The 21263-nt window shown below is 47.5% G+C and carries 19 protein-coding genes and 2 tRNA genes; 2 read left to right on the forward strand and 19 right to left on the reverse strand.

The annotated features are described in order from the left end of the window. Positions 1-57: 57 nt before the first annotated feature. The 15 genes from CVV54_03115 to CVV54_03185 all read right to left on the reverse strand — a co-directional run bounded on the left by CVV54_03115 (position 58) and on the right by CVV54_03185 (position 16250). Positions 58-1350, reverse strand: a complete 1293-nt coding sequence (locus CVV54_03115; GenBank protein ID PKL04964.1) for an adenylosuccinate synthase — start codon at positions 1348-1350, stop codon at positions 58-60. After that, the gene (locus CVV54_03120) at positions 1347-2366 is read right to left on the reverse strand and encodes a hypothetical protein (protein ID PKL04965.1); all 1020 of its coding nucleotides are present in this window, start codon (positions 2364-2366) and stop codon (positions 1347-1349) included. The genes CVV54_03115 and CVV54_03120 overlap by 4 nt, the downstream gene beginning before the upstream one ends. Before the next feature lie 14 nt (positions 2367-2380). After that, positions 2381-3589 carry a S41 family peptidase gene (locus CVV54_03125; protein ID PKL04966.1) on the reverse strand — a complete coding sequence of 403 codons (1209 nt, stop codon included), beginning with the start codon at positions 3587-3589 and terminating at the stop codon, positions 2381-2383. Between the two features lie 40 nt (positions 3590-3629). Then, positions 3630-4844: a peptidase M23 gene (locus CVV54_03130; GenBank protein PKL04967.1), complete on the reverse strand. Its 1215-nt coding sequence runs from the start codon at positions 4842-4844 to the stop codon at positions 3630-3632. A gap of 21 nt (positions 4845-4865) precedes the next feature. After that, the gene (locus tag CVV54_03135; GenBank protein ID PKL04968.1) at positions 4866-5750 is read right to left on the reverse strand and encodes a cell division protein FtsX; all 885 of its coding nucleotides are present in this window, start codon (positions 5748-5750) and stop codon (positions 4866-4868) included. After that, positions 5737-6432 carry a cell division ATP-binding protein FtsE gene (locus CVV54_03140; GenBank protein PKL04969.1) on the reverse strand — a complete coding sequence of 232 codons (696 nt, stop codon included), beginning with the start codon at positions 6430-6432 and terminating at the stop codon, positions 5737-5739. The genes CVV54_03135 and CVV54_03140 overlap by 14 nt, the downstream gene beginning before the upstream one ends. Positions 6433-6442: 10 nt before the next feature. Continuing rightward, entirely contained in the window at positions 6443-7387 is a 945-nt protein-coding gene (locus CVV54_03145; protein ID PKL04970.1) for a transketolase, read from the reverse strand. Continuing rightward, positions 7380-8204 carry a hypothetical protein gene (locus CVV54_03150; GenBank protein PKL04971.1) on the reverse strand — a complete coding sequence of 275 codons (825 nt, stop codon included), beginning with the start codon at positions 8202-8204 and terminating at the stop codon, positions 7380-7382. The genes CVV54_03145 and CVV54_03150 overlap by 8 nt, the downstream gene beginning before the upstream one ends. Continuing rightward, positions 8182-9303 carry a polysaccharide pyruvyl transferase CsaB gene (csaB, locus tag CVV54_03155; protein PKL04972.1) on the reverse strand — a complete coding sequence of 374 codons (1122 nt, stop codon included), beginning with the start codon at positions 9301-9303 and terminating at the stop codon, positions 8182-8184. Before csaB ends, CVV54_03150 begins: the two co-directional genes overlap by 23 nt. Then, the gene (locus tag CVV54_03160; protein ID PKL04973.1) at positions 9204-11114 is read right to left on the reverse strand and encodes a hypothetical protein; all 1911 of its coding nucleotides are present in this window, start codon (positions 11112-11114) and stop codon (positions 9204-9206) included. The genes csaB and CVV54_03160 overlap by 100 nt, the downstream gene beginning before the upstream one ends. After that, positions 11111-11701: a septum formation inhibitor Maf gene (locus tag CVV54_03165; GenBank protein ID PKL04974.1), complete on the reverse strand. Its 591-nt coding sequence runs from the start codon at positions 11699-11701 to the stop codon at positions 11111-11113. Before CVV54_03165 ends, CVV54_03160 begins: the two co-directional genes overlap by 4 nt. A 2-nt stretch (positions 11702-11703) precedes the next feature. Next, positions 11704-11952 carry a hypothetical protein gene (locus CVV54_03170; GenBank protein ID PKL04975.1) on the reverse strand — a complete coding sequence of 83 codons (249 nt, stop codon included), beginning with the start codon at positions 11950-11952 and terminating at the stop codon, positions 11704-11706. Continuing rightward, positions 11952-12761, reverse strand: a complete 810-nt coding sequence (locus CVV54_03175) for an undecaprenyl-diphosphate phosphatase (protein PKL04976.1) — start codon at positions 12759-12761, stop codon at positions 11952-11954. Before CVV54_03175 ends, CVV54_03170 begins: the two co-directional genes overlap by 1 nt. Before the next feature lie 108 nt (positions 12762-12869). After that, positions 12870-14489: a Na/Pi cotransporter gene (locus CVV54_03180; GenBank protein PKL04977.1), complete on the reverse strand. Its 1620-nt coding sequence runs from the start codon at positions 14487-14489 to the stop codon at positions 12870-12872. Positions 14490-14537: 48 nt separating this feature from the next. Next, entirely contained in the window at positions 14538-16250 is a 1713-nt protein-coding gene (locus CVV54_03185; protein ID PKL04978.1) for a ribonuclease J, read from the reverse strand. A gap of 321 nt (positions 16251-16571) precedes the next feature. Between CVV54_03185 and CVV54_03190 the strand changes: the two genes are divergently transcribed. Together CVV54_03190 and CVV54_03195 are read left to right on the forward strand one after the other, a co-directional pair. Continuing rightward, positions 16572-16645 (forward strand) — tRNA-Gln (locus tag CVV54_03190). Positions 16646-16660: 15 nt separating this feature from the next. Beyond that, a tRNA-Glu gene (locus tag CVV54_03195) sits at positions 16661-16736 on the forward strand. 111 nt (positions 16737-16847) lie between these two features. On the opposite strand, the gene CVV54_03200 is transcribed toward CVV54_03195, so the two are convergent. From CVV54_03200 to CVV54_03215, 4 genes are all read right to left on the reverse strand, one after another. Then, on the reverse strand, positions 16848-17285 hold the full coding sequence (locus CVV54_03200; GenBank protein PKL04979.1) for a hypothetical protein: 438 nt from the start codon (positions 17283-17285) through the stop codon (positions 16848-16850). Between the two features lies 1 nt (position 17286). Then, positions 17287-18168, reverse strand: coding sequence for a hypothetical protein (locus tag CVV54_03205; GenBank protein PKL04980.1), 882 nt, complete (start codon positions 18166-18168; stop codon positions 17287-17289). Positions 18169-18291: 123 nt separating this feature from the next. Beyond that, positions 18292-20766, reverse strand: coding sequence for an ATP-dependent Clp protease ATP-binding protein ClpC (locus CVV54_03210; protein ID PKL04981.1), 2475 nt, complete (start codon positions 20764-20766; stop codon positions 18292-18294). Between the two features lie 6 nt (positions 20767-20772). Beyond that, positions 20773-21258, reverse strand: coding sequence for a hypothetical protein (locus CVV54_03215; protein PKL04982.1), 486 nt, complete (start codon positions 21256-21258; stop codon positions 20773-20775). Between the last annotated feature and the right edge of the window lie 5 nt (positions 21259-21263).

Below are 21263 nucleotides of genomic sequence, written 5' to 3' on the forward strand. Positions count from 1 at the left end.
TATACTGATTTTGCCAGACATGTCAACAGTTTTTGAAATCTATTTTTCTGACCTTCCTTACCTTCTGATGAAGAGAGCCTTTCCCCAGTCCGCCCCCACTCCGACCCAAATAACCGGAACTCCGGCCTCTTCTTCGATAAATTTTATAAACTCTTGAGCCTGTATCGGAAGTGTTTTGAAATCGTTGCAGAAAGAGAGCTCTTCTCTCCATCCTTCAAAAGTCTTGTAGACAGGACGTGCTTTCCAGGAATCACTGTTCGTTATGTCGAGGATCTTTTTTTCTTCCCCATCGACATCGTATGCAGTACAGATCTTTAGCTCATCCACCCCTGTGAGGATATCGAGTTTCGTCAGCGCGAGTGCGTGCACGCCGTTTTCTTTCAACGCGTATCTGAGGGCAGGCAGATCAAACCATCCGACTCTCCTTGGCTCCATGGTCACCCCCGCAAACTCTTTTCCCCTGTTTCTGATAAAAGCAGTCACGGCGCTTGTTTCTTCCGTAACGAAGGGACCGTCGTCGTTTCTTGTCGAGTAAGCCTTGGCAACACCGATTATGCGCATCGGAGAATTCCACCTGAGACCTGTCCCCGTAAGTGCCGCCGCAGATAACGAAGATATTGGCATCACATATGGGTAGAGACCGCGTTCAACGTCGTTAAGAGCTCCGTCGCAGGCTTCGAAGAGGATCCCTTGATTTTTTGATACAGCCTTCTCAACTATCTCTTCAGGGTTTCCTATGTACGGTATGAGCCTTTCTCCAAGACGAAGACATTTTGCATAGAGCTCGTCGGGATCCAGTGCCTTTTCACCGTAAATTTTTATGAAATATTCGTTCTTTACATTCAAGTTCTCTTTTATTTTGTCGTGGAGTATGTCCGGATAGAGAAGATCGGTTATCCTTATCCCCATTCTTCTGTATTTGTCTGAACAGCTGTGCCCAAATCCCTGTTCGACCATTGTCCTGTTCCTGTTGTGACCAAGTTTGCGGCCATCAAGCACATCAAGTTTTTTATGATAGTCGAGTATAAGGTGGCATGACTTGCTTATGGTAAGCCGGGCTTTGAGGACCCCTGCCTCCTTTAGCATCGCTATTTCGTCTGATACCTTTTCAAGGTCCAGCGTCACGCCGCCGCAGATAAGGCAGTTTTTGCCGTCATGGTGGATCCCGCTGGGCAGGTGGCTTACTCTGTATTTTTCACCGCAGGCAAATATTGTCCGCCCGCCGTTTGAACACCCCTGAAAACGGACAACGACATCAGATCTGTTTGCAATGAAGTCCACAATTCTTCCCTTGCCTTCATTGCCCCACTGAGTTCCAATGACCATGTTCGTCTCTGAGCCTGTCATCATTGTTCTTCTCCATCCTCATTTTCTTTCTGTGTTTCAGCCATCTCTGGAATCGTCACCAGCCGGACCGGAAGTTTCGTGTATTCCTTATTCAGTGTTTCGAGAAAGAGAAGGGTAGCCGGTCTGAAATGGCAGATAACTATCATATCCCCTCTCTGCAGTGTCGTTTTTACGACCTGGTCAAACCTGGCTTTTATTGAATCCTTGTCCGGTGTCCCATCGAGGAATCCTCTGTTTCTTAAGGTCATTATACCCGCAGCTTTGGCTGCCTCATAAGCAACGCTTTTGCCGGAAGTCCTGCTGTCCAGAAACAACAGTCTCCTCTCTTTAAGCACATCAATTATCGGGACCATTATGTCCCATTTTGAAGTCGCAAGGGAACCTCTGTGGTTGTTTATGCCTATCGGTGAAGGAAGCGAGTTCAGAGCCTTGATCGTTACTTCTCGTATCCTGTTCCGGTCCATTCCCTCGCCCACCAGGTATTCTTTGGAGTCCTTGTCTATCTCAGCCTGCATTGGCAGATGCAGCAGATAGGGTATTCCGGCGGCATCTGCAATGGCTGCTGTTTCGCCGGCGTACCTAGTGTAGGGAAGTATCGCCCATGTCAGAGGCAGGTTGAATGATGCGACTTTTTTTGCCATATCGGCGGCATTTCCCCCATCATCGACCACTATTGCCAGAATGGGTCTTTTGTCCGGGGTCTTTTGGGGGAGAACTTCTTCCTCGACTCGCACATCTTTGCTCAGCACAGGAGGAAACTCTTTCTCTTCCTCCTGCGGTTTCGTGCCTGATATCACTTTTGGATCGTCTTTATTCCCTCTAAAGAGAGATACCGCTTTGGATCTGAACTGATCAGCAGTGGCCGATATGTTCTCTACCCTTCTCACCACAGAAGGAGAAAACTTTTCAGGATAGATCCTGCAAAAGGCGAAGAGCAACACTAAAGATAGGACTGCCAGCAAAGCCAGTTTGAGAAGACCATTTATAAGGCTCTCTTTGTTCTTGTAGTGGCGTCCCATTCGATCCACCTTTTCTATTTAGCTTGTTTTTTCTTCTTTGCAACTTCCTTGCGAAGTATTTCAAGCCCTTTACGGAGCTGTTTGTCGTTGATCTTTTCTTTTGTTATCTCACCTTCGACCTTTACGTTGGGTTCAAGGCCTTTGTGGTCGATAACGAACCCGGAAGGTGTCGTATAGCGTGCGATAGTTATATAAATGCCTGAGTTGTCCGGCAGGTTGAATAGTGACTGCACGGATCCCTTGCCGAATGTCTTTTTTCCGACAATAGTTGCCCTCTTGTGGTCTTTTAAGGCTCCTGCAAGTATCTCTGCTGCGCTTGCGCTTCCCTCGTTTACCAAAGCTACGACCGGCAGCTTGGTAGCCCTTCCTTCAACAGCGTACAGCGTGTCATTGGCCTTTTCGAAGCGGCCCTTCATTCCTACCACTACTCCTCCGCTTATGAACTGTGACGTTACATCAACGCAGGAATTAAGAAGGCCTCCGGGATTGTTTCTGAGATCCAGCAGGATCCCTGTTGCTTTTTTAGCTTTGGCAGATTTTATTATCGCCTCGAGCTCAGCATCAGTCTTCAGGTTGAACTGATTTATTTTTATATATGCTGTCCTTCCGCCAAGCATTTCCAGCCTTACTGTCTTTATCTTAATTATTTCCCTTACTATGACAAACTCCAGTAATTTTTCTTCATTTTTACGCCTGACACCGATCTTTACCGACTTTCCGGCGGGACCCCTCAAAAGTTTGACGACCTCGTCGCTGGTCATCCCAATTACATTCTTTTCGTCGACCTTCACGATCTCATCAAGCGGCTTCAGACCTACCCTGTCGGCAGGAGTGTTCTCTATAGGTGCTATAACTATAGTACGTCCGTCACGGGAGGTGATGTATATCCCCAGACCTCCATACTCGCCCTCCATCTCAAGGTTCTCTTCCTCCAGCTCCTTGGGTTCCACAAAACGCGTAAATGGGTCACCTACAGAGCTGACCAGACCTTTCATGGCCCCGTAATACATTTTTGTGTCATCGATGGTGCCTTTTTTGTCTCCGTCGACCTGGTACGTCTCAAGAACCATCTTAGTTTGTTTGATTATCGCAAGCTGCTGGGACGAAAAAGGAAGCCCCTTTGGCCAGTCGGCGCTGATCGCCTGGGGGGTCATATATATACCTGCAGCCACCATCAGACCTAAAACAATGCCAAGAGCTACATCTCTGTATTTATTAAACATGAAGACCACTAACCTTTCTTTGTGCTTGTAAATTTATTTGTTACTGCAGGTATCTCATTGGATTGACAGCATCTCCGTTTACCCTGGTTTCGAAATGGAGATGGTTTCCGGTAGCGACCCCGGTGGCTCCTACCCTGCCTATAAGACTCCCCCTGTTTACCTTTGCCCCTTCTGTACATTCTATCTTTGAGAGATGAGCGTATACCGTGGTGAGGTTTCCCCCGTGGTCAAGGATGACCACGTGTCCGTAGCCGCTAAGCCATCCGGTAAAGAGAACTTCGCCTGTATCAGCGGCTTTGACCGGAGTGCCGTTAGGGGCGCTGATATCAAGCCCCGTGTGGGTAATTTTTGTTTTGAATATCGGGTGTATCCTGGTTCCGTAGGTGCTTGTTATTGTACCCTGTACCGGCCAGGCCAGCCTTCCGCCTCTATAGTAAACTGTCTGTGGTTTCCCGGGGTGCTTCTGTGCAGCCAGTTTTCTTTTTTCTGCCAGCAATCTTTTGACTGTTGCCTGGAGCTCTTTTGACGCCCTGAGAAGCTCATTCTGCTGAGCCATGTAGAGATCCTTGTCCTTGCGTACTCTGGCAAGTATCGCGTTTCGCTCATTTGCCGCACCTTTTAGCTCATTTGTCTGCGTTTTCAGTTCTTTCCCGTGTGATTCAAGGCTTGACTTTTGAGTCTTAAGCTGTTCCTGTGTTTCGCTCAGTTTCTGTTTCTGGAATTTTAGTTCGTTTATGAGCTGCTGGTCCTGCTCAGCTATTTTGCCGAGCAGATAGGAGTTAGCCAGAGCATCCTCCGCTCCCTGCGATGAGAGTAAAAGGTTAAAGTCACTTACTCCGCCGTACTTATAGATAGAGACGAGACGATGCTTTAAGAGCTCTTCTACCTCGGCTATCCTTTTGTTTTTCTCAACTATTTCGTTTGAAAGATTCACAATGTTCTTCTGGACCTTTCTTACTTTTAGACTTACTACATTTACCTTCTGCTGGGTTATCGTTATTTTTTGGCTCAATACCTCTATTTGCTGCGTAACTGTCTTTTCCTTTTTGGTGGTCTCATTGAGTTTTTTCTTTGTAGTTGATATCTGATTTTGTATCCTCTTATACTCTTCTTCCTGTTTTTTGATCTGCCTGTCAAGGTCATCCTCTTTTTTTTCGGCAGCATAAATCAGTCCTCCTGAAAAAAAGAGAAGGAGTGATGCGGTGAGAAAAAAGAAAATTAAAAAACCTGTGATCCTTTTGCAGTACAAATTCATTTTTACCCCCCGAAAAATCCTTTAAAGCGGTTTCGATGCTTTCCTTATAAATTTTTCCACTGCCATCAGACTTGAAATAAGACTCACTGTTGCACCGCAGCATATAAGCATAAATGCAAGTTTACCTGTAAGTTTTGTCGATTCTATGAACGGTATGAAAGGAAGCATGTCTTTTAATCTGGTCACCGCGGCATAGTATGTGCCTCCAAGAAGGAGAGATGCAAAAAATGCCCCTGTAAGACCAAGTATAAAGCCCTGAATGACAAATGGAAGAGTCACATAGGTCGACGTAGCTCCTACCATCATCATTACGCCTATCTCTTCTTCCCTCGAATAGACAGATATCCTTATTGTGTTGAAAAGGACTACCCCGCTTGCCGCTATAGCGACCAGCAGCATAACGATCGAAAACTTTTCAACAAAGCCTGATACTTTCGTTAGTTTTTCAGCAACTCGTCCAGCGTAAACGATATCCTCTATCTCAGGAACAGCGACAAGCAGACGCGCCGTTTCGGCTACATCTGAAGCTTTTCTCACCTTTATCTCAATGCTTTCGGGCAGCGGGTTCTCTCCCAGCAGCATAACAGCTTTTGCCTGCTCTCCGATCCTGGAGCGGAGACGTTCAAGCGCCATATCTTTTGTTATCAGTTTCGTCTCTTTGACATAAGGAAGCGCTTCAATAGCTTTTTCCGCTGCCTTAACATCAGCTTTCGGTTTGAGGTAAGCCTGTATCGTCATCTGGTTTTCAAGCGAACTGACGATATTTCTTACGTTAAGCACAAAGAGGGTGCTGGCTCCTATTATGAAAAAAACAGACATGGCAGTAAATATTGTCAGCAGGCTCATGCCCCAATGGCGAACGATAAGCCTCCATCCGTCCCTGCACGCATATCTAACAGCTGCCATGAAGTTCATACCTCCCCTGCTCTTCGTCCCTTACGATGCGTCCTCTGTGTATTTCTATGACCCGGTGCCGGTATGTGTCGACAAGGTACTGGTTATGCGTCGCCATCATCACTGTCGTTCCTGCCGCGTTTATTCCCAGTATCAGCTGCATTATCTCATCTGCTGTATGAGTATCAAGGTTACCGGTAGGTTCGTCTGCGATCAAAAGCGAAGGGCTGTTTACTATAGCTCTTGCAATTGCCAGTCGCTGCTGTTCACCACCGGAAAGCTGCGGCGGGTATAAATTTCTCCTGCGCCATATCCCTACAAGCTTAAGGACCTCAGAGACCCTCTCAGTAATCTCCCGCGGGGTAAGTCCCATTACCTCAAGAACAAAGGCAACATTCTCGAATGCTGTCAGGTTCGGAAGAAGAAGAAAACTTTGGAAGACGACCCCTATGTCCCTCCTGAAAAGGGCAAGGTCGAATCTGTTGATCTTCCTTAAAAGGTTCCCTCCTACGCTTATTTGCCCCCTGGTCGGGATGACCTCACGTGTAATACAGCGCATAAGTGTCGTTTTCCCTGATCCGGTCTCCCCTACAAGGTAAACGAACTCTCCTTTTTCAACCTGCATATATATATCTTCCAATGCTATTATGTCGGGCTGGAATATCTTTGTTACCCCGGAAAATTTTATTTCCATATCAGAAAAACTACCTCCTGCGAAGCGCCCATGCCTGCGCTGCTGCGTTAACTATCTCTTTCCATGTCAGTCCAAAATACTCCCGGAGCTCTTCAGGGGTCCCGCTGTGGACGAATTGGTCGTCTATCGCGACAAACCTCACCGGCACCGGATAGGTTCTGCAAAGGCACTCTGCAGTTGCGCTGCACAGACCTCCTATATAGCTGTGCTCTTCTGCTACAACACAGCAGCCGGTCCTTCTTACAGAGGCGAGGAGTGCCTGCTCAGGGAAAGGCTTCAGGCTGTAAAAGTCGAGTATCTCGATATCGATTCCCTGCTGGTCCAGTATATCAGCAGCCTTAAGAGCCTGATGGCCCATAATGCCGCAGGTGCATACTGTGACTGAGGTACCCTCGCGCAAAAGCCTTGCTCCTCCGAAACTGAAATCTCCATCAGGGTCATCGTTCAGCTGCGAAAGCGGAGTTTGTCCAAGCCTTATATAAACAGGGCCTTCAGACTTGCGCGCGGCATCTGCTATGCCCCTGACTGAATTTCTGTCAGAAGGAACAGCTACACTCATATTGGGCATTGCTCTCATGAGAGTCAGATCCTCTGTCATTATTCTTGAGGCTCCCTCCTCACCGCAGGAAAGCCCTCCGTCAGGCACTGCTATCCTAACAGGCAGCGACGGAAGGGCAAGCGACTCTCTTATCTGTGAATAACTCCTGCTCAGAATTTTTGAAGATATCCCTGCTATCCATGGTTTTTTACCGTTCAATGCAAGCCCTGCGGCATTGAGTATCATGTTTGGATCTGAGGCAGATGACACGAATATTTTTTCCTCCGGCAGGTCCTTTAAGGGACCAAGATCCATGTCCATTTCCTGGACAACTAGAATGAAATCTTCGTCCTCCGCGAACGAAACAAGATATTCACAAAAATCATTCCACGTACATGTTTTCGTCCTGTCATCCATTTGATTTACCCTCCAGCTCTTCCAAAGCCCTGTCCATTGCTTCAATGCTCAGTCCCTTTTTCGTTCTGGTATGATCGCCTTCTGCAAAGGAGAGTCCTCTTCCGTTCCTTATTGAGGTAAAGATGGCTGTTGGCTTCGATCCGTCAGGGTCGAGCCTGTTAAAGATCTCCTCCATCGAGGCGAAATCGCTTCCATCCATTTCAAGTATTCTCCATCCGTATCCGGAAAGACGATCACGGCACTTCACCTGCAGGTCATTTGAATCAGATCCGTCTCTGTGTTTATACGCTGCGATCACGATAATGTTTTTTATATTTTTATTCGCGCATCTTTCTGCCTCAAGAAAAAAATCATCGCAACTGCACTCGCTCTCTTCCATGAGGCAAAAGACCCTTGCGTTGAGGCCTTCCATGCTTAGAGACTCGGCAAGAGGTGCAGCTACGGCAAGCTCAGTTCCTGATGTCACACATGGTGCATCTATACCAGGTGTCCTTCTGAAATCCGGCAGGGCCTGCAGCATCGCTCCCAGCCTTCTATAGTGCCAAAGTTCTTCTCTCCCGTAGTATCCGCGTTTTGCAAGTATTGAATAGAGGGCAGGGACACCATATTCCGTTCCGAGGATAAACCTGTCTCTGTCATTTCTCTTCGGACTCTGTGCAAGCAACAGCATCTCTTCCCAGTAGAGATATACAAGGATATCAGATATCAGAAGAGGGAATTCAAGGGGACCTGATCGTGCGACACCAACCATCCGCACGATATCTTTCCTTACTTCAGAGGCTATTTGTTCCAGTTCATTTATTCTGGTTATCTCCATAAGTTTCTCCCAACACCGCGTTTAGACCCTCTTTGAATGACCCGGCCACTTTTTCTGCTGTCTCTTCAAGTATACCTGCTTCAGGCAATGAGGAGAACTCGGCTCCTGCTGATCCTACAACAGGGATATCCCATTCCTTGCAGAATGAGACTACCTTTGGATCATACGGGGCTCCGCGAACAGGCAGTCCGGCAATAAATGCAAGAATAATGAAATGCAGCCTCATGCCAATGGCACAACAACTCCTGCTCAGTGTATCTTCAAACTGAGACAGAGTTTTTACAACAGTAATTTGATCTAATTTTAAAGTACCTTTGTAAACGTACTTTTCGAACTCTTTAAGGTCATCATTCGAAAAAGCTATCGCGGATATTTTCAGGTTTCTTTCCTCCGCTGTTTTTATCGCGGAACTGACAGCCAGCCTTGAGACCTTATCATACCCTGTGCGAAGGTTGAGTAAAAGCCTGTCGCCTCTCTCAAAATCCCTGTTGACCTCAAGGGACATTACCAGGTCGGGAGACTGTGTGCCGAAGAAGCCCCAATTGTTCAGCATTCCCAAAGAGCTTCTGTTCCTTACATTTCTGTAAAGGCATCTGCTGAAGGACTTTTTTGCAAAATATGAACCGAGTGCAGTATTGAGCGGTCCCAGTGACTGTCCCACCGCCCATGTCTTTACAGAGCACAAACGGGCCATCTGAGACAGGGACCAGTAGTACAGACATGATCTGAGGCTCGTCTGGTCCTGAAAAAGACCTCCTCCGCCAAAGAGCATGGTGTTTGATTCCTTAAGAACTTTGTGGATCTCAGACAGCTTCCATCTGTCAAAAGCACTGACTCCAAGTGATTTTTTAGTGCCTTCCGTGTCAGCAGAAAGAACAGCGATCCTCTCTCTGGGAACTCCGTTGCTCACAAGCATTCTTACACAAGCCTCTGCCAGGAGTTCGTCACCCAGGTTGCCAAAGCCGTAATAACCGGCCAGCAGGACATCATATGCACGGTTCAACTGTGGATCTCTCTTGTAAGTTTTTTCGACATCGGAACCACTGCGTAATTTATGACAGCAACTGCTATTACACCTATCAGAAGCCCCAGCCACCATCCATTGATAGTCCTAATGACGCTCAGTGAAAGCAGCGTGTGGAAATGGCAGAAGGTGTTTACTGCGGAGCTGAAAGCCAGTACCGAGACTATTCTCACTGCCTCGCGGTAGCCTGGTATCCATCCTTTTCTGACCACATACCAGTAAAAAACAAGGGCAGGATATCCGATAAGGAACTCTTTGGTCCTGGGTCTGACAAGCAGGGTCCTCTCCATGAATTCGCGGAAAGCGACCTCCCAGGTCGGAACATTGGAAACATTGTCGCTTCTGAGAGCCATAACAAGCATTGCAATCATCATTATGCCTATCAGAAAGAGTTCCCCCCAGACAGCAGGCCTGTTGATGATCTCAGGCAGCGATTCCGGGTGTACTCTCCTTCTGAGGTCATGGATCAGCACAAGGAGTGGCGGCAGCAAAAGCGTCAGCTTGACTCCTGAGAAGGGAGTCAGCCTCAGCGCAGCCATAGTTGTACCGTAGAAAGCAGCGATAGCCAGCCCTCCCGCAGCGACAATGAAAAGTCCTTTTACGGCTCCAAGAACGGGTTTTTTGTAGCTCTCAAGAGCAGTGAGGGCTGCTTCTGACGCAGCCAATGCTCCGCATAACCCTCCGAATACACGTGCCAGCAACGGGACTTTCCACATTCCCACAGACATCATCAAAGATGCAAGGATCAGGAAAGAGAGTGCCTTGATACTTACTCTCTCATTTTCACCTGCGTTGAGGCGTACAATATAGAACCAGCCGCAAAATATCAGGGTGATACCGCATGCCAGCGCGCCGGCAAGACTGTCGGGCCAAGCTCTGAGATTTGACGGCCATCCGAATTCGTAACCGCGGGCTTTTATCGATCCGCCCGTAAACTCGAGGTCTTCGATAAAGGCCTCTAACCTTCCGCCCATGTTCAGGTCATAGGGCCTCACCATTATCAGCCTCACTGAACGTTCATGGATAGCTCTGACAAAACGCTCGGTTATCTGAAGCCTTGATATGCTCCTTGATACAACTTCATCACGTGTAAGGCTGTGAAGCGGTATCACCATTGGGTAGATGGCTTCTGCAAATCCTGCAGCTCCAACCTGTTTAATAAACTCTGTCTGGGAAAAAGTTATCCCTTTTCGCTTCATGACATCTGCAAGCTGTTTATAGTCAGGATATCCCGCCATTATCATGCCGGAGGCAGTAACATTTTTAATATTGCTGTAGATAGAAGTAAGTTGATCGAAGGCGGCGGCAGTATCTGCAGCGCCTGATGCAGGACAGGAACCTGGTCTGAAAAGGACAGGGATACTGTTCTCCCTGCAAAAATCAAGACCGTAGAAATCTGGGACAAAAGATGAAATTTTAAAGTCAGAGGTGTTTCCGGGAAGTATTATTGCGGCTTCCGGTCCGATCTCGATAATTTCCACAGCAGGCATCTTCAGCTTCAGGTATTCATAAAGAGGTCCAAAGTATGGAGAAGATTTGTCTATGAGGATGACAGCTCTGTCAGGAAGTATTTTTTCTGAACTGAGCCCGAACTGCTCTGCAGGACCATACTTGAGGGAGAGTGGGTTTATAAGTGAGAGCTCCTCACCAGTGAATTCAGAGACAGAGAGGCCAATGACCCCCAGCCTGTTTATTTCTTCCCAGATCTTACCAGCAGGAGAGTCACTCTGTACTGCAAGTGTCATCAGATCCCTGAACTCCATAGCGAATGCGACCGTCTTATTAGACTGTTCAGCCCTGAGCCTTGGGATCATACCCAGACACGCCAGCAGCATTGCTGCAGCCATTGCTGTCATAATGATTTTTCTGGCTTTCAGATCGATCATGACATTTTCCTCCATTGTTCAGAGAGAGGCCACCCGAGGTCGGCAAACATTCTGCTCAGTCTCTGGAGAGGGAGTCCAACAACGTTGAAGTAGCACCCCACTATGCTTTCTACCAGGAGCATGCCCTGTCCCTGTATGGCATATGAGCCGGCCTTATCAAAACTTTCCCCGCTGCCGACATAAGAAATGATTTCTTTTTCGTTAAGCGGCCTAAATTTGACATTCGTCTTTTCCGCCTCAACCAGTTTTCTTCCATCAGGAGCAATGAGTGCGACACCCGTTATCACTGTGTGCATCTTTCCCTGCAGCATTTCGATCATACCCAGCGCACCTTCGTATCCTGATGGTTTGCCCAGGACATGATCTCCCGCTGCCACTACAGTATCAGCACCTATGACCCAGCTGTCGGGGAATTCATTGTAAACAGAAAGCGCTTTTGTGTATGCAAGCCGGCAGACCATCTCTTCCGGGTTTTCCCCCTGCACTGCAGATTCTTCTGCTGTCGGCACCTTTACCTTTATGTTCCAGCCCAGTTCTCTGAGGAGCATTTGTCTCCTGGGGCTTCCTGAAGCCAGGATGATTTCCATAGTCACCTTGAGGCCACGATACCTGCGATAGCCCCGATAAGCGTTCCCAGATTCATTTTGAGGGCAAATTGGAAACCGAACCTCAGCATGATCAGGTCTACCTGTTTAACATCTATCACAAAATCTATCACATTTGAAAAAAGAGCGGCTGAAGCAGTGAAACGCTGAAGGAAAATGCCCAGCCAAGTACCTAGTATGAGAAAGAGAAAAATTATTCCCCATCTCAGTCTGCCCGATTTAACAAGAGCCATCACCACACCCCCAAGAATGAAGTAATTACCGACAATGAGCCAAGAACGAGACAGTATATTCCAAAAATCCACCATTTTGAAGCTATCACTAGCTTCCTCAAAACAAATAATGAAACAAATCCGCTGACAAATGCCGCTGCAGCTCCCAAATACCACCCCTGAGGGAGTGAGGAGATGAATACGTCAAATCCTCCGACCTCTCTTGCCTGCAAGAGCGCTGCACCCAGTATAGCCGGTATGGAGAGGAGGAATGAAAACCTGAAGACTTCTTCACGGCTGATCCCGGCAGCTGTCCCTGCCATCATAGTCATTCCCGAGCGTGATACACCAGGCATCACAGCAATGCCCTGAGCAATACCGACCCAAATCCCGTCAAAGGGAGATACCCTGCCAAGCCCTTTCCTGATAAAACGGCTTGATATAAGCACTATACCGGTAAAGACCAGACCAAAACCGACCATGAGAGAGTTCAGCATGGCTTCCTCTGCAAAATCTTTAATCAGCATCCCTATTGCGCCTGTTACCATGGTTCCGATAAATACGGCCCATCCTACCGACCATCCCGGAAGACTTCTGTCTTCCTTTGTGAAAATACCCGAGACCCATTCGCTGAACAGCTTAATGATATCATTAAAAAAGAATAGAACTGTTGCCGTCATTGTAGCCACATGAAGCACCAGATCATAAGACAGAGGCGGCATCTCCACCCCTAAAAATATCTGTGCAAGAGCCAGATGCCCTGAGCTGCTGACTGGAAGAAATTCTGTAAGACCCTGGATAAAGCCTAAAAGCACTACATGATAATCCATACAATGATGCACCTCTTCTGATCATTCACTTCATATGACGTATAGTTAAGGTCAGGCTGACCCGGTAGTTCATTCCGGAATTATGATCCTAGGAATGACTGCTGATGTTTACTCTCCGTGGCTGTGCATGCGTTCGATGTCAAAAACCACCATGGCTATATTATGCGCGTGGTCGCCGACACGTTCAAGGTTACTGAGAATGTCTATAAATATAACTCCTGCATCAGGGCTGCATCCTCCGGCGTTAAGCCTTGCAATATGCCTTGCCCTGAGAGTCTTTTCCATGTAGTCTATCCTATCCTCAAGATCCAGCACTTCCTGGGCTATCTTGGGGTTCTCCTCTTCAAGTGCCTGAACGCTCTTGGCAACAGCGGAAACGACGAGATCAAACATCTCTTTGCACTCTTCCAGCGCCTTTGGAGAGAATTTCAGCTTGTGATCCTGAAGGAACTGATACATCTCTACCAGATTGGTAGCGTGGTCCCCTATCCTCTCTATGTCTCCCACACCGCTTATGCATGAGTTCAGTATCATTGAAAGATCCGGAGAGAGACCTGCCTGACCGACTTCTGTACCATATCGTACGATATCATGGGTTATTTCGTTCACGTTCCGTTCCATCCTGTCGATCTCTGCTACAAGCTTTTCATTGTCGGAAAGGAACATGGTCCGGCATGCTTCTATCATCCTTAAGGAGGATATTCCTAGACGGATCATCTCCTTACGTACGGCGTCAACTGCAGCGGCTCTCGATGCAGTGATGAGCGTCGGGTTCAGGAACAATGCGCCAAGCACCTTTTCATTTTTATCATCCGGGAGAAGTTTTCTGATGAACTTTGAGTACTGTGTGACGAAGGGAAGGAACATAAGTGCGATTATCACGTTGAAGATCGTGTGGGCGTTTGCTACCTGACGCGATATATCCGATGCAGTGCTCTCTATCAAAGAAGTATAGAAAGGCAGGATCATCATTATTACGACCGTTCCAAGCACTTTAATCATTACGTGCGCCGCTGCGGCTTGCTTTGCTGACCTGTTTGCACCAAGTGACGCAAGGACGGCTGTGATAGTCGTGCCGATATTGTCTCCCAGAATGATTGCAATGGCGGTCTGAAGCGGTACTACACCCTGGGCCGCTATCGCCATCGTAAGACCAACTGTGGCGGAACTTGACTGGACAATAAGCGTTATAGCAAGACCTGAAAGGAAAGCAAGGAAGAGATGATCTCCGAAGACAGTAACGATCTCAGGCCGTTGTTTAAGGAAAGCAAGAGGTTCCTGCATCATATCCATTCCTATGAAAAGCAGTCCGAAACCAACAAGTCCTACACCTATCTGCTTGTGTCTCTTCTTCTGGCACAGGATGCAGAGACCGGCTCCTATCATCGCACAGACGTAAGCCACGTCAGTGATCTTGAATGCTATCAGCTGTGCTGTAACTGTTGTACCTATGTTTGCTCCGAGAATTACACCTATCGCCTGCGTAAGGCTCATAAAACCGACGTCTACGAAGCTGACTACCATGACTGTTGTTGCACTGCTGCTTTGAAGTATACTGGTTACCGCCGTACCGAGAAGCAAACCTTTTAATGGGGTTCCTGTGAGGGATCCAATCAGTTTTCTCAGTTTGTCCCCTGCAATTATCTGAAGTGATTCTCCCATGATAATTATTCCGTAGATCAAAATTCCAACTCCTGCAAATATCTGCAGAAATGAAGTAATAGACATCATATCTCTCCTCGGATACCAGCGGTCGTTCAAGCCCGCATGAGTCTTTTATTCTACAAATGTTATAAGCGGAACTATAACTGGGTAGTTTCGGGAAAGCTTTCCAAAAACATCCCTGATCCTTTTACGAATCTCTGTGGGCAGTGTTTCAGGTTTTGCTCCCGGTGTACGGGCAAACTGTTCCAGTCCCATTTTCACTGCATTTTCAAGCTCTCTGAAAGTGCTTCCGTCTTCGGTAGAGAAGACACTGCCCTTTGTCTGTATCTGGATTGGAGCCGTCAGACGGGATTTAGAATCAAGCGTTATTGAGATCGCTACTATGCCATTTTCTGAAAGCTCCCGGCGCTCCCTTAAGAGACCGCCTTCGAATTCGCCCAGAGCTATGCCGTCTACCAGAACCGCACCTGCCTGGACCCTGCCCTCTACAGAGGCGTTGCTTTTGCCTTTGAACTTAAGAACGTCGCCGTTCTGCATTACAAAAACATTTTTTGAGGCAACACCCATCTCACGGGCAAGCTGTGCATGACGCACAAGGTGTCGGTACTCTCCGTGGACAGGAATAAAATATCTTGGTTTAAGCATGCTCAGCATGATCGTAAGTTCATCGCGGGCGGCATGACCGGAGACATGTATCTTCTCCCCACGCTCATAGATAACCTCGCAGCCGCAGGCAAAGAGCCTATTGACTGTGTGGCTTACAAGTTTCTCATTGCCCGGGATCGGAGTGGCGGATATTATCACAAGGTCTTTAGGACCCAGTTTTACCGTCCTGTGGGTCCCCCTGCTCATCATTACTAGTCCGGAAAAGGGCTCTCCCTGGCTGCCGGTAGTAAGGATAACCACCCTGTTTCCCGGCATCTGATCCGCCTCCTGTGAGGTAATGATCAGCCCTTCAGGTACATTTATATACCCAAGATCTATCGCAAGCTCAACGTTTTTGATCATGCTCCTGCCGGCCAGGACCACCTTGCGGTTAAACCTTCCGGCAGCGTTGATGACCTGCTGAGAACGGTGCAGGTTACTGGAAAAGGTGGCTATGACGATCCTCCGGTCCTTGTGAATTCTGAAAAGACGTTCAAAAGTCTGTCCCACCGTCTTTTCAGAAGGAGTTATACCATCTTTTTCAATGTTAGTAGAATCAGAGAGCATCAGCATCACACCCTCTTTACCAAGAGCAGCAAATGAGCTGTAGTCAGTTCCGACTCCGTCTATGGGCGTTGGATCGAGTTTGAAGTCCCCTGTGTGGACTATCATTCCCATTGGTGTGTGAATGGAAAGCGCCAGTGCGTCGGGGATGGAATGGCAAACAGGAATAAATTCAACAGAGAAAGCTCCGGCTTCAATGATATCTCCGGGGAATATCTCCCTGTACTTAGGCTTGTAGTTCGTTCTTGCATCTTCCATTTTATTCGCTATCATACCTGCTGCCAGCCTGGAACAATAGAGCGGCACATCAAGCCTCGGAAGAATAAACGGGAGAGCTCCTATATGATCTTCGTGTCCGTGTGTTATAAATATTCCTAATATCTTATCTTTGTTTTCTATCAGATACTGCACATCCGGGATGACAAAATCGATCCCTAGCATGTCTTCTTCAGGAAATTTAAGGCCGCAGTCTACTATGATAATGTCATTATCATATCTGAAAACTGTAAGGTTCTTACCGATCTCCCCTAATCCTCCAAGCGGGATAACGCTAAGTTCTCCTTTGCTGCTGCTGATCTTCTTTGTTCTCTTATCTCTTTTTTTATCCATGGGCATCTAAAAACAACTCCCCCTCAGCATATTATCGTACCACTTAATACCGCTTAGAGCTATAGGGCTTTAAATATTCTCAACACTTTAATTACTCCTCCAAAAAATTAACGCGCCTTCTATTTTTAAGTTATTTTTCCAATTTCCTCTCTGCTCATTTGTAGTTGTATCATCTAATTCTATCTATATCAAGAGATCTCATTTTCCTTGACGGGTGGTCCCATGACAATATCCCTCATCAACAACATTCGGGTTGACAATGCTCAAATATCCGATATAATTTTCACTTGTCATGTCAATGCCGTATATTGACAGGTCGGGCCTTTTTGGGGTATGGTGCAACGGCAGCACGCCTGACTCTGGATCAGGTAATCTAGGTTCAAATCCTGGTACCCCAGCCATATCATCAGTGATGTGGTCCCTTCGTCTAGGGGCCTAGGACGGCGGGTTCTCAGCCCGTTAACAGGGGTTCGAATCCCCTAGGGACTGCCAACATATAGAAGCCGAAGCCGGGATTTTTAGTCCCGGCTTCGGCTTTATGTTTCTTATGCAAAAAAAATACGGAAAGAGCGTTATCTGCTTTTTCCGTATTTTTTAATTATTCTATCTTTCTATTGAGATGTCTTCCTCATCCATATATTCAGTTACAGTATCGATCAGTTCTTTTTCCTGTTCAGGCAGGAAGGTAAATGGCCATAGCGGCATATTGCTGTGGAAGATGGCATAGATCTTCTTCCCTTTGTTGAGAATGATGCGCGCATCGCTTATTTCATCCCATGAAGCACGTTGAAGTTTCCTCTGTCCCCAGAATGAAGTTTCTTTTGTTACACCGTTCTCGTCAATGTACATCCTGCGTTCGTAACCCGAGACATAGATCATGACGGCTCCCACAAATATCGGAATTATGACAGTCCTCATGGGACCTCCCGAAATGAAACTGCTCATGCCGAAACCGGTAAAAAGTATTCCGGTCGCAGAGGATAGCAGCTTTGCCCACAGGGGAAGCTTCGTCCCGGTAACGCCCTGTACTGTCTTTGGCATTTTACTTCTGGGCGGCTGCAGGAGCCGGGATGCCTCCGAGATTTTCAAGAGTTTTTTCATCTATGTTGACGCTGAACTTTGCCTCAAGTTCCTTAAGTTCGTTCTCCAGATACTCTCTCTGTAGTCCCTGTGCCGCTTTCTCCCCGGATTCATTAAAAGAAAGCTGCCTTCCGGAACGGCGTTCTGTGACTTCAATGATGTGCCATCCGTAGTCACTCTTGACAGGCCCGACAAGAGAACCGATCGAAGCTCCGTCGATAGCTGCTTCCACTGGCGCAACCATCATGCCCTTTTCTACCCAGCCAAGATCTCCGCCATTCTTCGCGCTGTTGGGATCACGGCTGTATTCAGAAGCGACCTTTGCAAAATCCTTAGTCTTGTAGATCTCCATTGCCGCGTTCAGAGCATCTCCCTCTGTCTGTGTCAGGATGTGCCTTGTGTGAGCCGCGGGGGCTTCATAAAACTCATTTTTATGTGTGTCATAGTAATTCTTCACAGTCTTCTCACTCATGTCCCACTTAGAGGCGTATTGTTCGAAATATGCCTGCATAAGGATCTGCATCGTCTGCCATTTGATCTGAAAGGCGACATCGGGACGTGAATCAAGTCCCTTTGCCTTTGCTGCCTCTGCAAAAAGGAGCGCATGTGCCATTTGGTTCACCAGTTCCACTCTCTCAGGAAGTGTCGACTGTGCAAGCATAAGGCCTACCATCATCTGGTTGCCTCCTGTTGTAGTGGCCATCAGGTTTAGTACCTCTTTTTCATCGAGAGTCGATGTTCCGACTGTCAGGACCGGTTTATCGGCAGCCATGGCAGCTGAAGTGCCAATTAAGAGAACAAATGAAAAAACTGCAATGACCTTTGTGACTTTTTTGATAGACATAACAAAATCCCTCCTGGATCTTCCCTGTTATTTTAAAAAGCAGAACAAATGCTATCACAAAAAACGAAAACCCGAGAGGATAAAAATACATATCATCCTCACGGGCTTTGTTATTTACTCAGATCACTTTTTTTCTGTCTCGAATTTCAGTTCTCCGTCGGCGACAGTTACCAAAACTTTATCTCCTGCTTTGACAGTTCCCTCAAGCATAAGATTGGAGAGAGAATCCTCCACCATCTTCTGTATTGCCCTGCGAAGAGGCCTTGCTCCGTACCTGGGGTCATAACCGCGCTCAAGAAGCAGTTTTTTTGCTTCTTCATCGATTTCCAGAGTTATCTGGCACTCCGAAGTCCTCGATTTAACCTCATCCAGCATTATATCCACTATCCTGAGCAGTTCTTCCTTTCCAAGCGGGTTGAATACTATGATCTCATCGACCCTGTTGAGGAATTCGGGCCTGAAGCCCTTCCTTGCTTCATCCATGACAATGCTCTTCATTTTGGCGGTATCTATGCCTCCGACAGCACCTTCCACCTCTGCAAATCCAAGGCTGCGTCCCTTCATGGCCTCAGTCAGTCCGATATTGCTCGTCATTATGATGACGGCGTTTCTGAAATCCGTCAGATGTCCCTGTCCATCAGTAAGTCTTCCGTCTTCCAGCAGCTGGAGCAGTATATTGAAGACATCCGGATGGGCTTTTTCTATCTCGTCAAAAAGGACTACCGAGTATGGCCTGCGCCTTATTGCCTCTGTAAGCTTGCCTCCCTCTTCAAAACCTATGTAGCCCGGAGGGGCGCCTATCAGTTTAGCGGCTTCGTGCCTCTCCATATATTCGCTCATGTCGAGCCTTATCATGGCATCATCGCTGCCGAACAAAAATTCCGCAAGCGATCTTGCCATTTCAGTCTTTCCGACTCCTGTGGGTCCAAGGAACATGAAGCTTCCAACCGGCCTCTTGGGATCCTTCATACCGCTCCTTGATCTTCTGATCGCACGCGCGACAGCCTGTAGCGCCTCATCCTGTCCAACAAGTCTCTGCCTTATCTCGTCTTCCATCCTCAGAAGCCTGCGGCTCTCTTCTTCCGTAAGCTGTGTGACGGGAATTCCTGTCCACTCTGAGACGATAGAAGCGATGTCCTCCGCTTTTACGTCGGGCGTGAACTGGTTCCTTGATTCAGTCCAGCTTTTGCGCCACTCAGCTATCTGTGCAATAAGATCTTTTTCCTGGTCCCTTAGGTCAGCTGCCTTTTCAAACTCCTGGGCTCCGACCGCGGCTTCTTTTTCTCTTCGGATGTCAACAACGCTTCTCTCAAGCGCTTTAAGATCATCCGGAATTTCAAGCGTCTGAATCCTTGCCCTTGCAGATGCCTCATCTATGAGATCTATGGCCTTATCCGGCAGAAATCTTTCTGTGATGTAGCGCTGGGAAAGTCTTGCTGCTGCTTCGAGCGCATCATCAGTGATCTTAACTCTATGATGGGCTTCATAATTGTCCCTCAGTCCCATCAATATCCTTACCGTATCCTCTTCTGTCGGTTCTTCGACCTGGACCGGCTGGAAACGTCGTTCAAGTGCGGCATCTTTTTCTATGTACTTTCTGTATTCGGTGATCGTCGTCGCTCCTATTACCTGGAACTCTCCCCTTGAGAGGCTTGGCTTGATGATATTTGCGGCGTCGACAGCGCCTTCCGCTCCTCCGGCTCCTACCAACGTGTGTATTTCATCTATAAAGAGAATTACTTTTTTAGTTTCTCTGACCTCTTTTACGATCCTGCGCATACGCTCTTCAAACTCGCCCCTGTATTTAGTTCCTGCTACCAGGTTGGCAACGTTAAGCTGCATGACACGTTTGTCTTTAAGGATCTCGGGGATCTCTCCTGAAATGATCCTCTGGGCAAGTCCCTCGGCTATGGCTGTTTTACCCACACCTGGTTCACCAATCAGTACAGGGTTGTTTTTGGTCCTGCGCGAAAGTATCTGGACTACCCTCTGTATTTCCTTATCCCTTCCGATCACCGGATCCAGCTCCCTGTTCCTGGCCATGTTCGTAAGGTCTATGCCTATCTGGTCAAGAGTCGGTGTCCTGCTCTGCTTCGGGCCTTCCGATCTGCCGGGCAAGATCTCCTCAGCCTTGAAAGGATCGGATTCGGGCTCAGACTGGTTTCCGTTAATGATATTCCTTACCATCATCCGCGTCCTTATAAGATCCATTCCATGAGAGGCAAGGAGCTGAGCAGCCATGCCTTCACCTTCTGCAAGTATCCCGAGAAGAATATGCTCTGTACCTATGTAATTGACTCCCATCTTTCTGGCTTCCCTCATGGAAAGATCTATCACAAGTTTTGCCCTTGGGCTGGAGGGAAGATCCACAGGTTCAGATCTGGGTTTTCCTGTTCCGATAAGGCTCTCTATCTCTGCTTTGAGCACTTCATGATGCAGCCCGTAATTTGCAAGGATCTGAGTAACTATTCCATCAGCATCATCCAAAAGTCCTAAAAGTATGTGTTCTGTTCCTACGACCTCGTGTCCAAGACGCAAAGCCTCACGATGGGCAAGCTGGAAAACCCTCTTGCCCCTTTCAGTAAAATTCTGCCACATTCAGCTTCACACATCCTTTTCTTTTTCAGTCTTTTCTTCCAGGTCTTTTATCTGATCCCTGATCTTAGCTGCAAGTTCATAGTTTTCTAATTTAACGGCATCTGCCATCTCGTCTCTCAGCAAAGAAAGCTTATCTCTTTTCACCGCAGGTACGCCTATGTTTTCAGCACAGGGGATCTTCTCCGCGCATTTTTTCTCAGTCGGCGCAAGCATAGACCATGAAATGGGCTCGCCGCAGTGGGGGCAGGTCAATTCGATGTCTGCATCGTCATTCATTCCGGTCATTGCAGGTAATATCAGATCTTTGAGAGCTTCCTGGAGATCCAGTATCCCTTCAAGAGAGAATGTCATTTTCATCATCTTAGCGGCCTCGTCAAACGGTATGACTTCTTTAGCACACTGCTTGCAAAGATATTCGACAGCACGTTTTCCGTTTACGATCCTCACAAGATGCACTTCGGCATTATTTGCACCGCATCTTTCGCACAGCATTAGGA

It is taken from the genome of Synergistetes bacterium HGW-Synergistetes-1 (assembly GCA_002839185.1).
Taxonomy (GTDB): domain Bacteria; phylum Synergistota; class Synergistia; order Synergistales; family Synergistaceae; genus Caenicola.